The following is an 18,473-nucleotide window of genomic DNA, read 5'->3' as shown; positions in this document are numbered from 1 at the left end:
TAATACATAATATAACTGACCAGTTGGTCAATCGTCAATAAAAAGAGATGGTATAATAAATCCATAATAAGATGCGAGATTAAATTTAGGAGAGAAGATATGAAAGAAAAAGAGCGTTTAATTATAGAATCGGCTATGAAGTTATTTGCTACTAAGGGTGTAAATGCGACATCAGTGCAGGAAATTGTGACAGCTAGTGGTATATCTAAGGGAGCTTTTTACTTATATTTTAAATCAAAAGATGAGCTTTTATTAGCGACACTTCGATATTATTATGACAAAATTCAAAAGAAAATGCTGGATATTGAGCAAGAGTCTTTGTTACCACGTGAAAAATTTGCAAAACAATTACATTGTCAGTTTAATGATATACAAAAGCATAAAGAGTTTATTATTATGCATGCGAGAGAAAATGCGATTCCGTTTAATAAAGAAGTGGAAGAATTTATGATGCGGATGAAGTTAGAGTCTCATGCATTTTATCGAAATAGTTTATTGTCCATTTATGATGAAAAGATTATGCCATATTTATTGGATTTAGTAATTATGGTGGAAGGCATATGCCGTGGGTATTTAGAATTAATTATTTTACAAGCAACAGAAATTGATTTATCTTACATCTCTGCTTTTATTTTAAAAAGAGTAGATAATTTAGTAGATGGCTTGGTAGAATCTTCGGAAGAACCTATTTTACACGAAGAAAAGCTTGGAGAATTTCTTTGTAAATCAGAGCTCATTAAGGAACAGGTTAAAGAGCATTTTTTAAAAGAAATTATTGGATTTAAGCGTACTCTAGCTGATCAATTAGAGGACGATGAGCTGCTAGTAACATTAGATGTTTTAGAGGCGGAAATGCGATTGCTTAATCCAAGAATTCCGGTAATTAGAGGTATGTTAGCAAATTTAGAGGTTTATCCGGAATTAAAAGAATTTCGCTTACGCCTTATAGGATACTACAATATAAAAAATTCTTAATAAAAAACTCCTTGTCTACACAAGGAGTTTTTTATTAAAGATTACTTACTATTTTGAGACCATTTTTCTACATCCCAAACCTTTGTGATCCAATCTTCATAGAATTCCGGTTCGTGACATACAAGGAGAATTGTTCCTTTATATGCTTTCATAGCCTTCTTAAGTTCTTCTTTTGCTGTAACATCAAGATGGTTTGTCGGCTCATCAAATAGTAGCCAGTTACTTTCTTCACCCATTAGCTTACATAAACGAACTTTTGCTTGTTCTCCACCACTTAATTGACTTAATGGACGAGAAATATGTTCATTTTTTAATCCGCATTTCGCTAACATCGCACGAATTTGATGCTGGTCTAGGCCAGGGAATGTATTCCATACATCATCAATTGGTGTTATATTATCAGCTTTAACTTCTTGCTCAAAGTATGCAGGCTCTAAGAAGTCACCAAGACTTGTTTTACCGTTTAAAGGTTTAATTTTACCTAAGATTGTTTTTAGTAGCGTTGATTTACCAACACCATTACATCCAACAATAGCAATTTTTTCACCACGCTCAATTGTCATTGATAACTTTGGTAGTAGCGGATGTGTATATCCGATTTCTACATTTTCACCTTCAAAGACGAAGCGACTACTTGCACGACTTTCTTTAAATGAGAATTCAGGTTTGATTGCTGTTTCCGGACGATCAATAAGTTCCATGCGATCAAGTTGTTTTTGACGACTCTTTGCACGACCTGTCGTTGAATAACGAGCCTTGTTCTTTGCAATGAAGTCTTCTTGCTTTTTGATAAACTCGCGCTGCTTTTCATAAGCGTTTATATGTTGATTTTTATTGATTTCTGCTAGTTCTAGGAATTTTTCATATGTCGCTGTATAGCGTGTCATTTTTGTGAATTCTAGATGGAAAATAACATCAACACATTTGTTCATAAATTCCGTATCATGAGAAATCAATAAGAATGCATGTGGGTATTCTTTTAAATAAGTTGTTAACCAATGAATATGTTCAACGTCTAAATAGTTAGTAGGTTCATCAAGCAATAACACTTCTGGTTGTTCAAGTAATAGCTTTGCAAGCAATACTTTTGTACGTTGTCCACCACTTAGTGCTGAAACATCACGATCTAAACCAATAGCATCAATTCCAAGACCACGTGCAGCCTCTTCAATTTTCATATCTAGTAAATAGAAACCACCTGCTTCAAGTGCATCTTGTATTTCTGCCATTTGCTCAAGAAGTTCTTCTAGTTCTTCTGGTGTAGCAGTTCCCATTTTTTCTGTAACTTCATTTAAAGCTGTTTCCTTTTCGAATAACGGTAAAAATGCATCCGCTAGTACGTCACGAATTGTACGTCCAGGCGTTAAAACCGTATGCTGATCTAAGTAACCGTAATGTGTGCCTGGTGTCCATTCTACACGACCTTCGTCATGAATAAGCTGACCAGTAATGATATTCATAAATGTTGATTTACCAACACCGTTTGCACCAACTAATCCAACGTGCTCACCTGCTAATAATCGCATAGATACATCTTTAAATAATGTACGATCGCCAAATGTATGTCCTAATTTTTCAACTGTTAATAAGCTCATAGTATCCTCCGTCCAACTTGAAATAGTACCTTGAATCATGATACTAAATTCTTTCATATAATGCCATCATTTCAAAATGTATATTTTTTCAAAAAAATAGTTGCATTAATTTTCTGAAAATATATAATATAATTGAACAGTGGTTAATTATATGTGTGAGGTATGAAATATGTCGCCAAGGAAAGCAGTTAAACAAGAACTAACAAGAGAAATGATTATGAATGTAGCTAGGGAGCTATTTATAGCACAAGGATATCAACATACTTCAATGCGCAAAATTGCAACAGAACTTGGATATAGCCATGGTTCGATTTATTATCATTTTAAAAACAAAGCAGAGCTATTTTACGCAATGGTGGAACAGGATTTTCAATTATTAAACAAAAAGTTAGATGAAATTTGTAATCAAAAGTTATCGAGAGAAGAGCAACTAAGAGCAGTTTTATTCGGTTTTATTGAATTTGGTCTAAGAAATCAGAGTCATTATGAAATTATGTTTTTAATTAAAGATGCCGAATTAAAAGAGTGTTTGGCAAATAGTCCTAATGTTAGTTATGAAAAATTTGCGAAGGTTATTTCTTTTTTATGTGATGGGGAATTAAATGCGATGATAATATGGTCTGTTTTTTTATCATTACATGGATTTGTAGCACATTATTGCAGAAGTGGCCAAACGTTTGAAGAACTACAAGGTTTGGCTAAGGTACATGTAGAGTTTATTTCAAAATCGCTTCTTATGTAAGTGATTTTCTTTTTAATATTAATTGAACAGTGGTTAATTAATTTAGGAGGGGATTTATAATGAAAAAGGCTTTAGTATTAGGTGCTTCTGGTTCAATGGGTTATGCAATTGTAAACGAATTATGTGGCCGAGGGATTCATGTGGTTGCTTTTGCAAGAAATAAGGAGAGATTAGGTGCATTATTTTCTGGGAACAAACATGTAGAAGTTGTAGCCGGCGATGTATTTGTAAAAGAGGATATAATGAATGCTGCTAAAGATGTTGATATTATATTTCATGTTGTAAATATTCCGTATTCAGATTGGGAGAAACAGCAAGAGAAATTATTAATAAACATATTAGAGGTATCGAAACATTACGGTATCAAACTAGGGATAGTTGATAATATTTATGCGTATGGAAGGCAAGGGGAAGGGCTTGTAAAAGAAGAGGCTAAAAAAAGACCACACACAAAGAAAGGGAAGATTCGTTTACAACTTGAAGAGATGGCAAAACAAGCTAATGTACGAATGTTTATTGCTCATTTCCCAGACTTTTATGGTCCAAATGCAGAAAGCACACTTGTTCATCATACATTAAAGGGAATACTTGCAAATAAAATGTCTAGCTTTGTTGGAGATAAAAAGATTGCCCGTGAATATATTTTTACACCAGATGGTGCAAAAGCAATGGTTGAATTAGCTTTACATGATGAGGCCTATGGACAAAATTGGAACATACCAGGTTATGGTGTTATTACAGGTGAGGAAATGATTCAACACATACGGGAATTAACGGGATATACGAAACGAGTAATAACTGTAAAAAGAGGAATGATCCAGTTTATTGGTCTGTTTGATAAGCAGATGAAAGAATTTATGGAAATGCTATATTTGACGGAAAAACCAGTTGTATTAAGCGGGGAGAAATATGAGAGGTATATCGGGGATATACCAAAAACTTCGTATTATAATGGGCTAAAAGAAATGATTATATCTATGCAAAAAAAGGGTGTGTAAATGTTAGTATATAAAAAAGTTACTTCTACCTACAGAAGTAACTTTTTTGTTATGCCTTTTGTTTAACTTCACTAACTTTCTTTTCAGCTACAATAAAATGCGGTCTACGTTTTGTTTCATAATAAATACGACCGATATATTCACCAATAACACCTAGGAATATGAGTTGAATACCGCCAATAAATAGTATAGCGGAAATGAGAGTAAAGTAACCAGGAACTTCCACACCACCAAGGATAATTTGAACGAACGTAGTGATTACATATAAAAGTCCAAAAATGGTTGTTAGTAATCCAAGATATATAGATAGGCGTAACGGTTTATTATTGAATGAAATTACACCATCAATTCCGTAATTTAATAATTTCGAGAAGGTCCATTTACTTTCTCCATCAGAACGTAATACATTTTCATATTCAATAATTAATTCGTTATAACCAATCCAAGAGAATAAGCCCTTTGAAAATCGGTTGTACTCACTTAAGGATACTAATGAATCCACTGCTCTTCGACTTAAAAGTCTAAAGTCACCAATACCATCTACTAATTCAATATCTACAAACTTATTCATCACCTTATAGTAAAGACGAGAGACGAAAGAGCGAACGGGTGAATCACCAGTTCTTGTCCTTTTTGCAATGACTTGGTCGTAGCCATCGTTATATCCTTCTAACAGTTCTTTTATTAACGTAGGAGGGTGTTGTAAGTCAGCATCCATAATAACAATGGCATCGCCTGTAGCGTATTTTAAGCCAGCTAACATTGCAGCTTCTTTTCCGAAGTTTCGACTAAACGATATATAGTGTACCGATGAATCTGAACTAGCTAAATCACGTAAAATATTTAATGTATCATCTTTACTACCATCATTAACAAAAACAAATTCATAATCGGTAGTTAATTTATGAATTTCAAGAGAAGTCTCTGAATAAAAGGCTCGAAGCACCTTTTCTTCATTGTAGCATGGTACTACTATTGAAAGGGTCATGTTAGGACCTCCTTAGGTGTAATTTTAAACTGGGCATGAAGTAAAAGTGAAGCAATGATCTTCAACTTTTACTTCACTTTACTTTAATAACTTTTTTTAAAACGATTTTTTAATTTTGAATATCTTTTCGGATCTCCAAGAACTAGAAGCGAGATGCAAATGATAAATGAAATGATAGAAATAACGAGACCCATTTTGAAATAAGGTGTGACGTATTTCATTTCAACTATATGTTGCCCTTTGGAAATAGGAACGCCAATAAAGGCGGAATTAGCCTTCGTAAATTCTGTTTCTTTACCGTCAACTTTTATTGACCATCCTTTACTATACGGTACCGATAAATATAGCAATCCATCCTTAGTAGAATTAATATCACCTTTTAAGGAGTTACCTTCATAGTAAATATTTTGTAGACTATTTTCTTTTAAAGTATTTACTTTTTTCGGGATAGTCTGATAGTTAGTACTGTTGATTTGTAAGTCTTTCAACTCATATTGACCAGGAGTAGGAATAGAAATGATTAGCTCGGTTGGCTTCGCATCTTTTCCTAAGTTGTAAACAAATCTTTCTAAAGGATAAGCATAAGCTCCATCTTCATTACCTTTTATCATAGATTTGTCATTCACGGTAACCCCAAATGATTCCTTGTTTATATTTCTAATTTTAATTTCAACAAGAAGATCACCTAACATATCGTTATTATCAATAGGTACTATTATACGCCCATTTTCATGAACAGTGAGTATATCTTTCTCTTTCTCTATATTTTCCCACTTCATTTTATTTGGATTAATCTTAATTTGTTTTGAATCTAGCTGTTTTGTATTAAATTGTTTTAGTGGAAGACTTCCAACATCATTTACAACTACAGCATCTAATAAAAGTTGATCTTTCTCGGCAAAATTAAGTTTTGAAAATTCTTCATCACTTATTCCAGCTTCGTATACATAGCCTAATGGTAGTGCAAATTCATTTTTATAAATGTTGTAAGGACCTACTTGTTGTAAATGCTTATAGCCATAAGGAATTTCGGTTTTATTAGCACCGTCACTTAGTACATAATATTTTACCCCTAGCATGTTCTCAAGGAATAATCGTTTATCTAACTGGAAGAACATAGATGGGCTATCATATCCTTGGAAAACATTGTACTTATTCTTCATAAAGTCATGAATATGATAATTGACTAAGCTTTGATAAGTACTTGTACCATGATAACCTTGCAACATAGGCGTATTTTTATAATTATTGTTTGGATTGATAATTCGATAAAAATCTTTATCTTGATTTTGTATATAACGAATTGCTTCAATTTCATCCTTATTATCAAGACCTGGTCCATGTAATGATTCTTTTGTCACGCCTGCTTGATTAAAGTGTTTACTAAGAGCAAAATCTGAATAGAAGTAATTAATAAATATTACATTGACGAGTACATTTAATACAATGAAACATTGTAGGGCTACTTTTGATAAATAGCGCCATAGTAATATTGTAATAATGGATAATACAGTAGTGCAAATTAAAATTTTATCAATCGTTTGTAGCGGCTGTGCGTTTATATTTACTTTTCTATAGAATGCGTAAATAAATAGTGCTGTTGCTAGCAAAGGACCTATTAAAGAATTGACCTTCTTTTTGTGAAGCAGCATCCAATCTAAAATGTAGGCGACAGTTTGCGCAACCACAAATGCAAATAAGTAAAACCATCTGTATTGCATAGCAGAAAAGCCATTAAATATGGAATACGTATATGGAAGCATATATAGCACTAACATAAACCCAGTAAAGAGTAATTTATTTGTGACAAGTTTATTGCGTATTAGAAGCGCGCTAGTAATAAGGAAGAGGATGAAAACAGGGAATGCAAGCTGATAATCCTCTGTATTATTAATGAAAAAGATACTTTCCATTAAGTTTTTATAAAACGTATCTTCAAAAAATAACGGTATAGTAAATTTTGTAGCGAGTCGATCGGAACTAAATACACCATTTACAGATGGTATAAAGCAAACAGCAGATAAACCTAGTGATAAAGCATACAGAAAAGCAATTCTAATATAATAAATTATAAATGTTTTAATTGTTTTGTTCTGCTGTGTAGCGAAATATTGGAAAAAGGCATAAATATAGATAAAAATACTAGTAATGAAAGCGAAATAGAAATTTGATGCAAGCATAAGTGCTGTTGCAAACAGGAATAATCCCTTTTTTCGCTCTAAAATATATTTATCTAATCCCCATAGTACTAAAGGTAAAAACACTATAGCATCTGCCATGAAATCCCATAATAAAGAATGGCGAATGAAAGTTACACATCCTCCATATATAATGGCAGAAATGAGAGAAGAAAAAATAGTTTTATTGTGATAACGTAAAGAACCATACATGAATAACATAGCTAATGTACTTTTTAAAATGCTCATATATAGTTTCATCTCAAAGATTTGGTCAAAATTTAGTTTAGGAAGTAGAAGCGTAAGCCAGAAAAATGGTGCTGTACTATAGTAATAACTAAATTCTCCGAATAAATCCCCACCTAAGCCATAATCCCAAGACCAAAATAAATTTCCATCTTTAAATGCGTGTTGTAAAAGGAATGTAAAGAAACTGAATTGTGATAATGCATCTCCCGTACTAGAAAATACACTGTCTGATTTTAGGAAAAAGTAATGAAAAGCAAATGCACATATTATTAATAATGGAATAATAATAAGTGTGCTTTTAGTGAAAAATGTTCTTTTATTTACTTCTGAAGTCATTAAATAAATAAGCCTCCTTAAATGCAATTGCCACATTCTTCACCTCTGGATATCGTTTTATGATGAAGAAAAACTATGTATGAATCGGCGATTTTTAATAGTATTAATAAAGTGTTCATTTGTGCAATTTGTGGAAAATTTAGGGCGTGAATAGTTAATATTTACATGAAGAATTAACTATGAATTACCTTAATAATAGGTGTTAGACATCTAGTGCTGTTCGTTTCCAAGTATAATCATTCCAGAAAGGCAAGTCAATTTAAGATATAGATTGAAAAAGGGCTCATTTTCTAAGTGAAGAAGATAAAAATAAAAACTTCAAATTTGATTTGAAGTTTTTATTTTTATTTATTTTCGAGCCAGCTTTTTATTTATAAATCCTAAAATCAATACGCGTATTTGTGGATCGATTGCAAGACCGATAATACCGTATAATATACCAGTAATTGTTAAAGCAACTAGTGGCGGTAAGGCAATTAATATTGTGCGGTATAAAATATGGCTGATTATAAAGGCTAAGGTATTGAATATAATCCCTTTAAATAGTAACGAGAAGCCTTTACGAACAAATAGAGTGAATCCGATTAGTAACGTAATCTCGGTAAGGATAGCAGCAATAGCGGCTCCCATCATTCCGAACTGACTACCTAAGGCGATGTAACTTATAACGGCAACAGCTAGTCCGATTCCCATTGTTGTTGCACGTTTCCATTGTTGACCAATGGTCGTTAAATTATCAGCAAGTGGGTAGTTAATAGATTGTAGAATGACCATAAAGGCTAAAATGGCAAGAGCATCACCAGCTGGCGCATATTCTTCACCTAATAAAGTAACAATCCAAAAGCTTGGATTAGCGATAAATGGAATGGAGATCCCCATTCCTAAGAAAGACATCAGTTTTAATTCAAACTGAGATAGTTTTCTATGTTCATCAATATTTTTTTCATTTCCAAACGCAAATAACTTTGGATAGAAGGCTGCTGCAATTACACCAGGTATTTGATAAAGGACTGCAGGTATTTTCGATGCAGCTCCAAAGAATCCAACTTGCTCATATGTCGAAACTTTTTCTAATATAATAGGGCCTAACTGCGGTAAAAGCATAATGATAATGCCATTGATTGTGAAAATCAGCAGTTGATCTAAAATCCCTTTGTCCCAGCCCTTATGAACTGTCGTATGGCGGAGTACCATTATGAAGGCAATGACTCCTGTTACAAGACTAGATATCCCGTACATGGCAGCGACTGTCATAAGTGACCATTTCAATGACATTCCTAGTAGAAGCGCAGCAGCGGCTGTTACACCTTGTAGTACAGAAATAATCGCTGTAAATTGCATACGTTCTGTTACTTGGAAATAAGCCATTCCAACGCCTTGTAAAGTTGCTCCAAACATTGTTGGTAATACAACCCAATATACCATGGCGCGTAAGTAGGCATCCGTATAGAAGAACTGAGCAAAAATAGCGAAGAGTACAGAAATTACGACAGCTAATACGAAACGAATGCGTAAATAACTACTGATTAGTACGCTAATATTTGCATCCTTTCTCGTTCCTTCACGCATAAACGTATGTGTCAAACCCGCATCTGTGAAATAACAAATAACAGCGGAAACTGCTAATGCAGTTGTAAACATTCCATACTCACCGGGAGACACGTATCTTGCAAAGAGAATCGTCGCGATAGCAAGTACAAATCGAACAGTAATATTTCCTACAAATAGGTAGGAGGCATTTTTAAGAATCTTATTTGTTTTCATGGGAAAAAACCTTTCTATTCTTTAGGACCTTTTTTGTCTGTCCTATTTGTAAATTTGATTTGTTTACGGAAAGAGAGGTGAGTACTATATTTTCAGTTTAAGAAAACAGAAATTTAATTCGTACAAACCAAAGCATTGCATATAGTTTTTTACTACGCTTTCCGTTTTTTGAATAGATTTTACGGCAATATTTCTTTATATCTTTTTTGATTAATTGAACTTGGGCATTATTTAATTGAGAGTTTTCTTTAATGTATATACAAGCATTATTGATAACCGTATAAGGGAATAAATAAGTCTCAAGAATCTCAATAAGTGACTGAGGGTCTTTCGTAATGAAGTCTTGAGATTTATTATGTACCCAGTCTTTCATACGATTGAATACTTCCAGTTCTTTAGTTGTTTTTAATTCGTAATCTTTATATTTAGAAGAAAGATTTCCTTCTGATAAGATTCTATAATATGTTAAATATTCATCGACATAGCATACATTTGTCACACTCATTAGTTTAAATAAAAACTCCAAGTCTTCTCCCCAGCTACATCCTGGTGTAAAACGGATATTATGATTCATTGCGATAGAGCGTTTGAAAATCCAAGTACTTGTTTGAGCAACAACTTGGTGTGTTAAGAATGCTTTTGCCATATCACCTTTAATAAAGTTTGTTGTATGCTCAACCTTTTCGCCTGTTTCTTCGTAGAAATTCATATAACCACAATAGCACGCGTCCATGTTGTTTTTATGCATACTCTCGATTTGTTTCTCAATTTTAGTTGGATGCCATAAGTCGTCACTATCAAGGAAAGCGACGTATTCTCCGCTAGCATTTTCAATCCCTGTATTACGAGCTACTGAAACACCTTGGTTTTTTTGGTGAACGTACTTTACTTGACCCGGATATTTTTCTGCAAGGTTTTTTACGATAGAAGGTGATTGATCTTTACTTCCATCATCTACAATTACAATTTCAATGTTTTTATATGTTTGATCCAGTATCGAATGCATCGTTTCTTCAATATATTTTTCTGTGTTATACAGGGGTATGACAACAGAAACAAGTTGTTTTTGTTCCATCATAGAATTTTTATCTCCTCAAATTTTTTATGTCTTGCACCATATATACAAGCCTTTTGAAAGGAAGAAGATTACAAGAACATCTGTATCAGTTTAACGCATATAAACTTTGTAAATCAACTTTCTATTATTGTACTTTGTATAAAAAGTATTTATTATAGAATATATTGTCTTGTAAAAATATAGAAATATAATTTGAAAATTATGTATTTGAAGGGAGAAGATGAGATGTTAAGGCGATTTACTCGCAAATCTAATGTAATCCTTTTAGGGATTATTATGATAGTCGGTTTTGCGCTTCGTTTTGCAACTTTACAAACACATGGTGCAGATTTGACTCTAGCTAGCGATGATCTAGGTTATCAAAAAACGGCAACTATTTTATTGGAAACAGGAATGTTAACATATCATGAGCCGGATAAACCAACTATTCATATTATGCCAGGTTTTCCAGCGTTTTTAGCTACTGTATTTTACTTTTTTGGAAATGGCAATGAAGGCCTTTTTGTAGCTAAATTAATTATTATCCTATTAGGGGTACTTAGTATTTTACTAACTTATAAGATTGGTACTTATTTATTGAATCCCGCTGCAGGATTAATAGGTGCTTTCTTATTAGCTGTGTATCCTCCAGAGATTGTTGTGGAAAATTTAACTTTAACTGAAGGACCGTTTCTATTCTTTTCATTAGGATTATTATATTGGAGTTTAAAATTAGCTGATACTCATAAAACGAAACATTTCCTAATTGTATTAATTTTCTACTTTTTAGCATTGTACTTACGCGTACAAGTTGCTTTATATCCAATACCATTATTTATATATCTCTTAATGAAGCGCTATCCATTCCGCATTATGATGAAGCAAGCGATTATAAGTGTAGGAATAGGACTTATCGTACTTGGACCATGGTGGGCCCGCAATTATATTCAATTTGATAAGTTTATTCCACTAACTGCTGGGGCAGGGAATCCGTTATTACTGGGAACGTATCAAGGGAAAGGTTACCCAGAAGGTAAGAATATGGCAGAACTTGAAGTAGAATTACACGCAAAGTACCCTAACCTAGAAGCACATGAATTTATGGAATTAGAAGAAAAAATAGCGAAAGATAAAATGAAAGAATGGTGGAACAGAGATAGGAATTCCATGATAGAGAGTTATTTAATCTTGAAGCCAGAAATTATGTGGAAAAAACCGTATTATTCTATAGAGCATAATATTGAAGTATTCAATGTTTCTGCAAAGGATATGAATGAAATACATAATTTTATTAAGACGATGTTTTTAATATGTACAATACTTTCATTTATCTTCCTTTTAAAAAGGTGGAGAGAGACTACATTTTTATGGTCAATCCTTTTACTGCAAACAGCTTTAACTTGTTTTTATGCCGCATATGAAAGATATGCATTACCATTAATTCCATTTTTATTTATTATAATTGGAGTAGGAACTGTAGCAACGGTTATGAAAATTAGTAAATTATTAATTAGAAACAAATAGTTTGCAATGAAAAAGCACCTTGATTCGTAGAAGAATCAAGGTGCTTTTTTGTATAATATAATATTTGAATGTAAAAAAATTATTCGCTATCTGTTTTAGTTTGCGTTCCTTTTAATTTTTGCTTTAATAATGCATAATCTTGCGTTAATGTTACAAGTTGATGGTGTAGCTTAGAAATTTTTCTTGTTAGGTCAAAAATTAAGATGAAACAGAATAATAATCCAAATAAGAATAAGATGGATGGTGGATATTCTACTTTTAATAGTTTTCCAATCCAATTTATAATTTTATCAGTAGAACTTAAAATAGCCATTGCAACACAAACAAAAATCCACAAAATAGCATATTTTGTTTCTAAAGCCCCGCGACGAATAGAATTAATAATTAAGAAGAATAATAACAAAATAAAGATGAATGAAAAGGTAATTATATGCATTCACTATCAACCTTTCACGATTTTTTGCATCAATATAGCAAGGCTTACTTTAATCATGTAATATGCAGATTTAAGAGGTGTGATGGAAGATTGTCCACCTTGTCGCTCTTGCATATTTACAGATATCTCATTAATGCGAAGTTTTTTCTTTTTTAAATGAATAAGAACTTCTGGTTCTGGATAATCTTTTGGATAATTGTGTGCAAAAATTGTAATTACTTCTCGATTGATAGCACGATATCCAGAAGTTGGATCCATAAATGTTTGTTTCGTTAACACTTTCAGTAGGGCAGTAAAATAAAAAATACCGATTCTTCTTGAAATACTACCTTTATAAGCTGTTTTTTCTGTAAAACGTGAACCTAGCACCATATCGCATTGGCCTTCAGCAATAGGCTGTATAATTTTGTATAAATCATCCGGATTATGTTGTCCATCAGCATCGAACTGAATTGCAATATCATATCCATTCTCATATGCGTATTTATAGCCAGTTTGTACAGCTGAACCGATGCCCAGATTATATGGTAGATTAATAAGATGAACAGGGAAATTTTTTACGATTTGAGCTGTTTTATCTTGTGAGCCATCATTAATAACGCAAATGCTTAACGCTGTAAAATGTTGTTTTAGTTCTAGTAATCTTGTTAATGTATCTGCAATTGCTTCTTCCTCATTATAGGCTGGAATAATAATCAAAGTTTTTGGTATTGAAATTGGTACCTCGATAGACATTACCGCACCACCCCTTACATATTTAACTATATTATGGTTATTTATAAACAACTTTACTTAATATACCATTAAAAGTATAAGAAAATAAAGGAAAAACTGATGGGTGATTTTAAGAGGAAGCCACTGATACAAAGGCAAGCGATAGTATTTTTTATAATAAAAAATACATGCAAGGAAGGACCTGTGCATGTATGATGAGAAGATTATGTTAAATATTCCAAGGCTTACTTAAAGTTAAAACTTCAGCCATCTCTTTACTTTTTAAACGTCCCTTTTTTCGGTTTTCCGCGCGTTCTAAACCGGTTGTGTGTAACCAATGTTCTTCCTGAGTTTCAGGGAGTACTTGTGGTACGGACGAAGGTTTTCCATCTTTTATCGCCACAAATGTAATGAAGCAAGTAGCAGCAATTCTACGCTCGCCTGCTAATAAATTTTCTGCGATTACTTTTACGAAAACTTCCATTGAAGATTTCCCTGTATAACATACAAATGCTTCATAACAAACAGAATCAGCTTGGTGAATTGGAGTTAAAAAATCAACTGAATCAATAGATGCTGTTACGCAATGTTTACGACTATGTCTTGCAGCCGCAATTGAAGCAATACTATCAATTTCTGCTAATAATTTCCCTCCAAAAAGTGTTTGGTGATTATTTAAATCGTTAGGAAAAACACGTGTTGTCTTAATTGCTTTAGATTCTCGCATGAATTTCTTTTCCATATATTCAGCCCCTATAGTCTGTTTTCAATCAGAATAATATGTGTAAGCGGAGTACTCATATTAGATATTTAATGAAGTAAAGTGTATTCCAAAAGAGAATGATTTAAACTTCTGTATTTGTATTCATATAACTGAAAGAAAATTTATTTTATCTAAAATGTAGTGTAAAAGAGGATTCGCTTACATTGCAAGTAAAAAAGTAATGACTATGTATTTATCATAGAAATTCCCTATCAGCCATGTACCCATTCATGATAGAATCGTTTTGTTATGAATGGAAATAGAGGTGCAATGGACATATGAATCATATACAAACAAATTTTTCATCTTTCTTCAATAAAATTACGATCGGTGCGATGCTCGCATTTTTTGTTTATAGTTGTTGGGCAGCATTTGAGACAAGTAAGCAATTTTTTGGAGGAAGTACAACAAGTGTAACAATCATACTGGCAATTTTCGTCATACTCATTTTGTTAGTGGCATCAATCCTACAATATCGTTTTACAGATAAACAATTTCTTATTTTTCTTATAAGTATATCTATAGTTGTGAGATTTAGTATGCTGTTATTTGTAGATGCTCCAATAATTGGTGATATGAAAGTGATGTATGAGTCTGCAAAGCAGATTGCAATTGGTAATAATATAGGGACTGTAACTCATTTGCCTTTTATTATATATGAGTCAGTAATTATTCGTATATTTGGTGATACATTATTCGCTTTACAACTATTTAATGTGTTATTTTGCGCAGGAACCGCATTTTTTATTTATCGTATTGCGGCAATGGTTTTTGGAGAAGAATGCGGGCGTATTGCTTCTATATTTTATGCTCTGTATATTCCAAATATATTCATGAGTTCCGTATTAACTCCTGAGTCACTTGCAATATTTTTATTTTATTTTGCTTGTTACATACTTTTATATAACGGATTAGATCATCCTTATATGTGGTTGTTTTCAGCGATTTTATTTGCATTTAGTAATATGATTTTCCCAATGGGATTATTTCTTCCTATTTTTATCACGGTATATATATTATTAATTGAAGTGTTTCAATCAGCAACGAAACAAAAAGTGTTACTAAAGATGATAGGGATACTTATTCTATTTTATAGTGCTCATTTTAGTGTGAATTATGGAATTAAGACAATGGGACTGTCACAATATACGATTGCGAATGAGACGTATGTTCAATCTGTCTTAATTGGAAAAACGCAACATGAGGAAAAAATATCGAAAAATCAAAGTGTAACAGAGCATATTGATCAAAAGTTAAAAGAGATTGAGGGAGAAAGATTTAAACTTTTAGAACCTATGATAAATCAGTTTTCAGAGGAGGGGATAAATTCTATTCTTTTCAAATGTGAAAAACTGATATATATAGCCGTAACATTGTTTATGACTATAGCTCTATTACACTTCCTAATTAAGAAACAACAAAATGAGGGATATATGTTGTTCTTATTTTTAATTAGTGGCTACGTATTGTTAAAGCTCTTCCAAGTAGATATGGCATATTACAATGTAATTATGCCGGCATTGTTTATTTTGCAGAGCTTTGGTGTTTATATGAGTTATGTGTATTGTCAAAAAATATTTTTCAGAAAGTAAAAAGAATCCATTCTGGATTCTTTTTTTGATGGAAGATGAAATTTAGTAGTCAGTGCAGATGAAAAGTATGCCTGACCTGAATTTTGTCTTATCGATTTAGTTCTAGTTGCAAATTATCGGCTGTTAGAGCCATTTGTGAGGAATCATCTTGAATTCCTTTCATGACTTGTGAAATAGCTTGTAGCTCATGTTCAATTTTCTTATTCTGTTCTTTTGAGTTAGACATATCTTTTACAATTTCTTGGAAGTATCGATCTGTTGCCGACATACTATCCGTTCCTTCCGATACGAGAGAGCTAATTTGTTTCACGGAAGACGAGACACGGGTAATTTGTTCATTTGTTTTTTCGACGAGCTTTGTAACGTTAAATATCGATTCTTTCGTTTGCTCTGATAATTTTCGGATTTCACCAGCAACAACAGAAAACCCCTTCCCAAATTCTCCAGCACGTGCAGACTCGATAGCAGCATTTAGTGCGAGTAAATTTGTTTGCTCCGCGATCGATTTAACGATATCTATGATTTCGTTAATTTTGTTAGAAATATCGAGAAGTTCATGAGTATCTGTAATAATCGTTTCCATATTCATTTGAATAGATCCCATTCGTTTGTTTTGCTGGTTTAATTGTTCTTTCCCTTTATTCGCTTTTTCTTCAGATGTTGTAGCTAATGATGTACCTGTTTTAGCAATCTCTACAATAGTTTCAGACTTAGCGGTTAGTTTTTGAATAGAAGAGCTTGTCTTTTCAGATACAGCAGCTAGTTCTGTTGCGATATGCGTAATTGTCATAGCAGTTAGTTCTTTTTCTTTCTCATGCTCTTTTTGCATTCTTTCATATTCAGATTCATAAGCTGCAAGAACAAGTTCTTGTTCAAGAGTGAATAATTTATTTATGACATTTATAGAATAGGAAAAATCATCGATTGTTGTTATTTTTGTTTGCAAAATCTTCATAATAGAGCGGAATAATTCTTGATAAGCAGCAGTATACCATTTTCGATGTAAGCCAATTTGTACATGTCGTTTGGCAATCCTAACACGCTGTTCAATAAAATCTTCATGCATATTGCCGCTGAATAATTCTTTAATATGTGTTTTTAAAGTTTGCTTTAGTTTTGGAATAGAGCTGTAACGTTCAATAATAGTAATTAAATTAGGTTGTTTTGTAATGTTGGCATAGAATTTTTCAGTAATCCAATCAATTTCTGCATAAATAAAAGGCTGTAGTACTTTTACAACTTGTAAATCTTCTTTTGAAATGTGTAGCATATCCATTTGAATTTTCAGTTCAGAATTAGTAGGTACATTAAAAGTTATTTGTTGGTCCTTACTTAATTCGATTATACTGGTGTTTGTTTTATTAATATTTTTTTTGAAAACCCCAAGCATCATTCTTCCCCCTGTGTATAAAACGTTTTCAATTTTAAAACTAATATAGAGTAATTATATATGCTTATATATAATTACTCTATATTAGTTCGTAGAATAGTATATAAATTAAGAGAATTCTAGATAGAATTCTCTTAATGGCCTTTATTAATTTTAGCATGTGTTTTAAAGAAAACAGGGAAATGCACATTATATATTACAGTGACGACACGAATAACGAATGTTACTAATAAACAAACATAGAAAGCTAATACGTGCGCGCCCATAGCGTGTGTGATTAGGAAGCTAATTGCTCCTAAGATAGAAGCGATTGCGTAAATCTCTTTTCGGAATACGTAAGGGATATCTTGAGCACAAATGTCACGCAAAATACCGCCTCCAATACCTGTAATGACTCCCATTGAAACAACTAGAAATGAGGCGTCAACATGATGTGACATTGCCGCATTTGCACCAATAGCTGTAAAAACGCCTAAGCCAACAGCATCAGAAAGCATAATAACGACTTGAAGTTTATTGATGCGCTCAAAAAACATACAAGTAAATAATGCTGATAATACACTTACGAAAAAGTAAATGGGTTTTACAAATGCGACAGGGGGCAGGTTACCAATCATGATATCACGAATAATACCGCCGCCGAGCGCAGTAGCTACAGCTAAACAAAGGACACCAAATAAATCTAAATCTTTTTTTAAACCAACTAATGTACCAGAAATGGCAGCGGCGATAATGCCAAGAAACGTAAATATATCGATTAATAACATGGCCTTAATCCCTTCCTCTTAAAGATGTTCCAGAGAAAAAATATACACTAAAGTATTGGAAATAACAATTACTTTTCGTTACATGTAGAAAAACGGATAAAATACATAAAGAAAGCGTTTGAAAATGTTTAGGGGAAAACGAAGCAAGGTTAATTTTTAGTTGTAGGGTAGCCGAGTGAATGTCATTTTTTAACCGTTAAATTTTATATATTAATAAAAGGATTAATAAATGTTTGCTATAATGCTGATAATAAGTGAAAGAGTGTTAGATAGTTTTTATAGAGATAGGGAAGGATAGCTAAAGGATAATATTTTCTAGTTACTACTTACGATGGATTGGCTAGTTTCGGTATAAAAATAGTTCTCAATTTAAATATGAGTTATGTTATAATTGCTAGGTGTGTTT

15 protein-coding genes and 1 pseudogene are annotated in these 18,473 nt (G+C 32.6%); 5 read left to right on the top strand and 11 right to left on the bottom strand.

Annotated features, from left to right (window positions below):
- Nucleotides 1–99: 99 nt before the first annotated feature.
- Nucleotides 100–975 (top strand): TetR/AcrR family transcriptional regulator, encoded by an 876-nt coding sequence (locus DOS87_RS29380; RefSeq protein ID WP_000659637.1) that lies wholly within the window; start codon nucleotides 100–102, stop codon nucleotides 973–975.
- A 41-nt stretch (nucleotides 976–1,016) separates the two neighbouring features.
- Here the strand turns inward: DOS87_RS29380 and DOS87_RS29375 are convergent, their stop codons facing one another.
- A complete protein-coding gene (locus DOS87_RS29375) occupies nucleotides 1,017–2,570 on the bottom strand; it encodes an ABC-F family ATP-binding cassette domain-containing protein (RefSeq protein ID WP_002083531.1) in 1,554 nt (517 codons plus the stop codon).
- Between the two features lie 169 nt (nucleotides 2,571–2,739).
- On the opposite strand from DOS87_RS29375, the gene DOS87_RS29370 reads away from it, so the two are divergent.
- Nucleotides 2,740–3,312 (top strand): TetR/AcrR family transcriptional regulator, encoded by a 573-nt coding sequence (locus tag DOS87_RS29370; RefSeq protein WP_000074952.1) that lies wholly within the window; start codon nucleotides 2,740–2,742, stop codon nucleotides 3,310–3,312.
- A gap of 59 nt (nucleotides 3,313–3,371) precedes the next feature.
- Nucleotides 3,372–4,310 (top strand): NAD-dependent epimerase/dehydratase family protein, encoded by a 939-nt coding sequence (locus tag DOS87_RS29365; protein ID WP_000709952.1) that lies wholly within the window; start codon nucleotides 3,372–3,374, stop codon nucleotides 4,308–4,310.
- Nucleotides 4,311–4,359: 49 nt separating this feature from the next.
- Here DOS87_RS29365 and DOS87_RS29360 read toward each other — a convergent pair whose 3' ends face one another.
- From DOS87_RS29360 to DOS87_RS29345, 4 genes are all read right to left on the bottom strand, one after another.
- A complete protein-coding gene (locus DOS87_RS29360) occupies nucleotides 4,360–5,298 on the bottom strand; it encodes a glycosyltransferase family 2 protein (protein ID WP_000175828.1) in 939 nt (312 codons plus the stop codon).
- Between the two features lie 83 nt (nucleotides 5,299–5,381).
- Nucleotides 5,382–8,060, bottom strand: coding sequence for a YfhO family protein (locus DOS87_RS29355; protein WP_000200234.1), 2,679 nt, complete (start codon nucleotides 8,058–8,060; stop codon nucleotides 5,382–5,384).
- Between the two features lie 348 nt (nucleotides 8,061–8,408).
- Nucleotides 8,409–9,824, bottom strand: coding sequence for an oligosaccharide flippase family protein (locus tag DOS87_RS29350; RefSeq protein WP_098577936.1), 1,416 nt, complete (start codon nucleotides 9,822–9,824; stop codon nucleotides 8,409–8,411).
- A gap of 97 nt (nucleotides 9,825–9,921) precedes the next feature.
- Nucleotides 9,922–10,902 carry a glycosyltransferase family 2 protein gene (locus tag DOS87_RS29345; protein ID WP_000970513.1) on the bottom strand — a complete coding sequence of 327 codons (981 nt, stop codon included), beginning with the start codon at nucleotides 10,900–10,902 and terminating at the stop codon, nucleotides 9,922–9,924.
- A 225-nt stretch (nucleotides 10,903–11,127) separates the two neighbouring features.
- Here DOS87_RS29345 and DOS87_RS29340 point away from each other — a divergent pair, with 225 nt between their 5' ends.
- On the top strand, nucleotides 11,128–12,405 hold the full coding sequence (locus DOS87_RS29340) for a glycosyltransferase family 39 protein (protein ID WP_000946117.1): 1,278 nt from the start codon (nucleotides 11,128–11,130) through the stop codon (nucleotides 12,403–12,405).
- 79 nt (nucleotides 12,406–12,484) lie between these two features.
- Here DOS87_RS29340 and DOS87_RS29335 read toward each other — a convergent pair whose 3' ends face one another.
- The 3 genes from DOS87_RS29335 to DOS87_RS29325 all read right to left on the bottom strand — a co-directional run bounded on the left by DOS87_RS29335 (nucleotide 12,485) and on the right by DOS87_RS29325 (nucleotide 14,297).
- Nucleotides 12,485–12,841, bottom strand: coding sequence for a DUF2304 domain-containing protein (locus DOS87_RS29335; RefSeq protein WP_000547569.1), 357 nt, complete (start codon nucleotides 12,839–12,841; stop codon nucleotides 12,485–12,487).
- Nucleotides 12,842–12,847: 6 nt separating this feature from the next.
- Complete coding sequence (locus DOS87_RS29330; RefSeq protein ID WP_000021473.1) at nucleotides 12,848–13,576, bottom strand: glycosyltransferase family 2 protein; 729 nt, start codon at nucleotides 13,574–13,576, stop codon at nucleotides 12,848–12,850.
- 208 nt (nucleotides 13,577–13,784) lie between these two features.
- The gene (locus DOS87_RS29325) at nucleotides 13,785–14,297 is read right to left on the bottom strand and encodes an acyl-CoA thioesterase (protein WP_000412126.1); all 513 of its coding nucleotides are present in this window, start codon (nucleotides 14,295–14,297) and stop codon (nucleotides 13,785–13,787) included.
- Nucleotides 14,298–14,596: 299 nt separating this feature from the next.
- Between DOS87_RS29325 and DOS87_RS29320 the strand changes: the two genes are divergently transcribed.
- Nucleotides 14,597–15,910 (top strand): ArnT family glycosyltransferase, encoded by a 1,314-nt coding sequence (locus tag DOS87_RS29320; RefSeq protein ID WP_001015632.1) that lies wholly within the window; start codon nucleotides 14,597–14,599, stop codon nucleotides 15,908–15,910.
- A gap of 88 nt (nucleotides 15,911–15,998) precedes the next feature.
- On the opposite strand, the gene DOS87_RS30670 is transcribed toward DOS87_RS29320, so the two are convergent.
- The 3 genes and pseudogenes from DOS87_RS30670 to DOS87_RS29310 all read right to left on the bottom strand — a co-directional run bounded on the left by DOS87_RS30670 (nucleotide 15,999) and on the right by DOS87_RS29310 (nucleotide 18,067).
- On the bottom strand, nucleotides 15,999–16,700 hold the full coding sequence (locus DOS87_RS30670; RefSeq protein WP_370541919.1) for a methyl-accepting chemotaxis protein: 702 nt from the start codon (nucleotides 16,698–16,700) through the stop codon (nucleotides 15,999–16,001).
- 54 nt (nucleotides 16,701–16,754) lie between these two features.
- Nucleotides 16,755–17,300: pseudogene (locus DOS87_RS30665) on the bottom strand (protoglobin family protein); the annotation flags it as partial.
- Nucleotides 17,301–17,434: 134 nt separating this feature from the next.
- The gene (locus tag DOS87_RS29310) at nucleotides 17,435–18,067 is read right to left on the bottom strand and encodes a trimeric intracellular cation channel family protein (RefSeq protein WP_000924371.1); all 633 of its coding nucleotides are present in this window, start codon (nucleotides 18,065–18,067) and stop codon (nucleotides 17,435–17,437) included.
- Between the last annotated feature and the right edge of the window lie 406 nt (nucleotides 18,068–18,473).

The organism is Bacillus sp. CR71 (genome assembly GCF_003429245.1).
In the GTDB taxonomy this organism is placed as follows: Bacteria; Bacillota; Bacilli; order Bacillales; family Bacillaceae_G; genus Bacillus_A; species Bacillus_A thuringiensis_S.
Note: the sequence above shows the minus strand (reverse complement) of the source record. Positions and strands in the feature narration are given on the sequence as shown.

What these genes read in the sequence shown, in the direction of transcription:
- DOS87_RS29320 (WP_001015632.1), top strand. Translation starts at nt 14,597, where the DNA reads ATGAATCATATACAAACAAATTTTTCATCTTTCTTCAATAAAATTACG.
- DOS87_RS29325 (WP_000412126.1), bottom strand. Translation starts at nt 14,297, where the DNA reads ATGGAAAAGAAATTCATGCGAGAATCTAAAGCAATTAAGACAACACGT.
- DOS87_RS29310 (WP_000924371.1), bottom strand. Translation starts at nt 18,067, where the DNA reads ATGTTATTAATCGATATATTTACGTTTCTTGGCATTATCGCCGCTGCC.
- DOS87_RS29355 (WP_000200234.1), bottom strand. Translation starts at nt 8,060, where the DNA reads ATGACTTCAGAAGTAAATAAAAGAACATTTTTCACTAAAAGCACACTT.
- DOS87_RS29330 (WP_000021473.1), bottom strand. Translation starts at nt 13,576, where the DNA reads ATGTCTATCGAGGTACCAATTTCAATACCAAAAACTTTGATTATTATT.
- DOS87_RS29370 (WP_000074952.1), top strand. Translation starts at nt 2,740, where the DNA reads ATGTCGCCAAGGAAAGCAGTTAAACAAGAACTAACAAGAGAAATGATT.
- DOS87_RS29340 (WP_000946117.1), top strand. Translation starts at nt 11,128, where the DNA reads ATGTTAAGGCGATTTACTCGCAAATCTAATGTAATCCTTTTAGGGATT.
- DOS87_RS29375 (WP_002083531.1), bottom strand. Translation starts at nt 2,570, where the DNA reads ATGAGCTTATTAACAGTTGAAAAATTAGGACATACATTTGGCGATCGT.
- DOS87_RS29365 (WP_000709952.1), top strand. Translation starts at nt 3,372, where the DNA reads ATGAAAAAGGCTTTAGTATTAGGTGCTTCTGGTTCAATGGGTTATGCA.
- DOS87_RS29345 (WP_000970513.1), bottom strand. Translation starts at nt 10,902, where the DNA reads ATGATGGAACAAAAACAACTTGTTTCTGTTGTCATACCCCTGTATAAC.
- DOS87_RS30670 (WP_370541919.1), bottom strand. Translation starts at nt 16,700, where the DNA reads ATGACAATTACGCATATCGCAACAGAACTAGCTGCTGTATCTGAAAAG.
- DOS87_RS29380 (WP_000659637.1), top strand. Translation starts at nt 100, where the DNA reads ATGAAAGAAAAAGAGCGTTTAATTATAGAATCGGCTATGAAGTTATTT.
- DOS87_RS29360 (WP_000175828.1), bottom strand. Translation starts at nt 5,298, where the DNA reads ATGACCCTTTCAATAGTAGTACCATGCTACAATGAAGAAAAGGTGCTT.
- DOS87_RS29335 (WP_000547569.1), bottom strand. Translation starts at nt 12,841, where the DNA reads ATGCATATAATTACCTTTTCATTCATCTTTATTTTGTTATTATTCTTC.
- DOS87_RS29350 (WP_098577936.1), bottom strand. Translation starts at nt 9,824, where the DNA reads ATGAAAACAAATAAGATTCTTAAAAATGCCTCCTACCTATTTGTAGGA.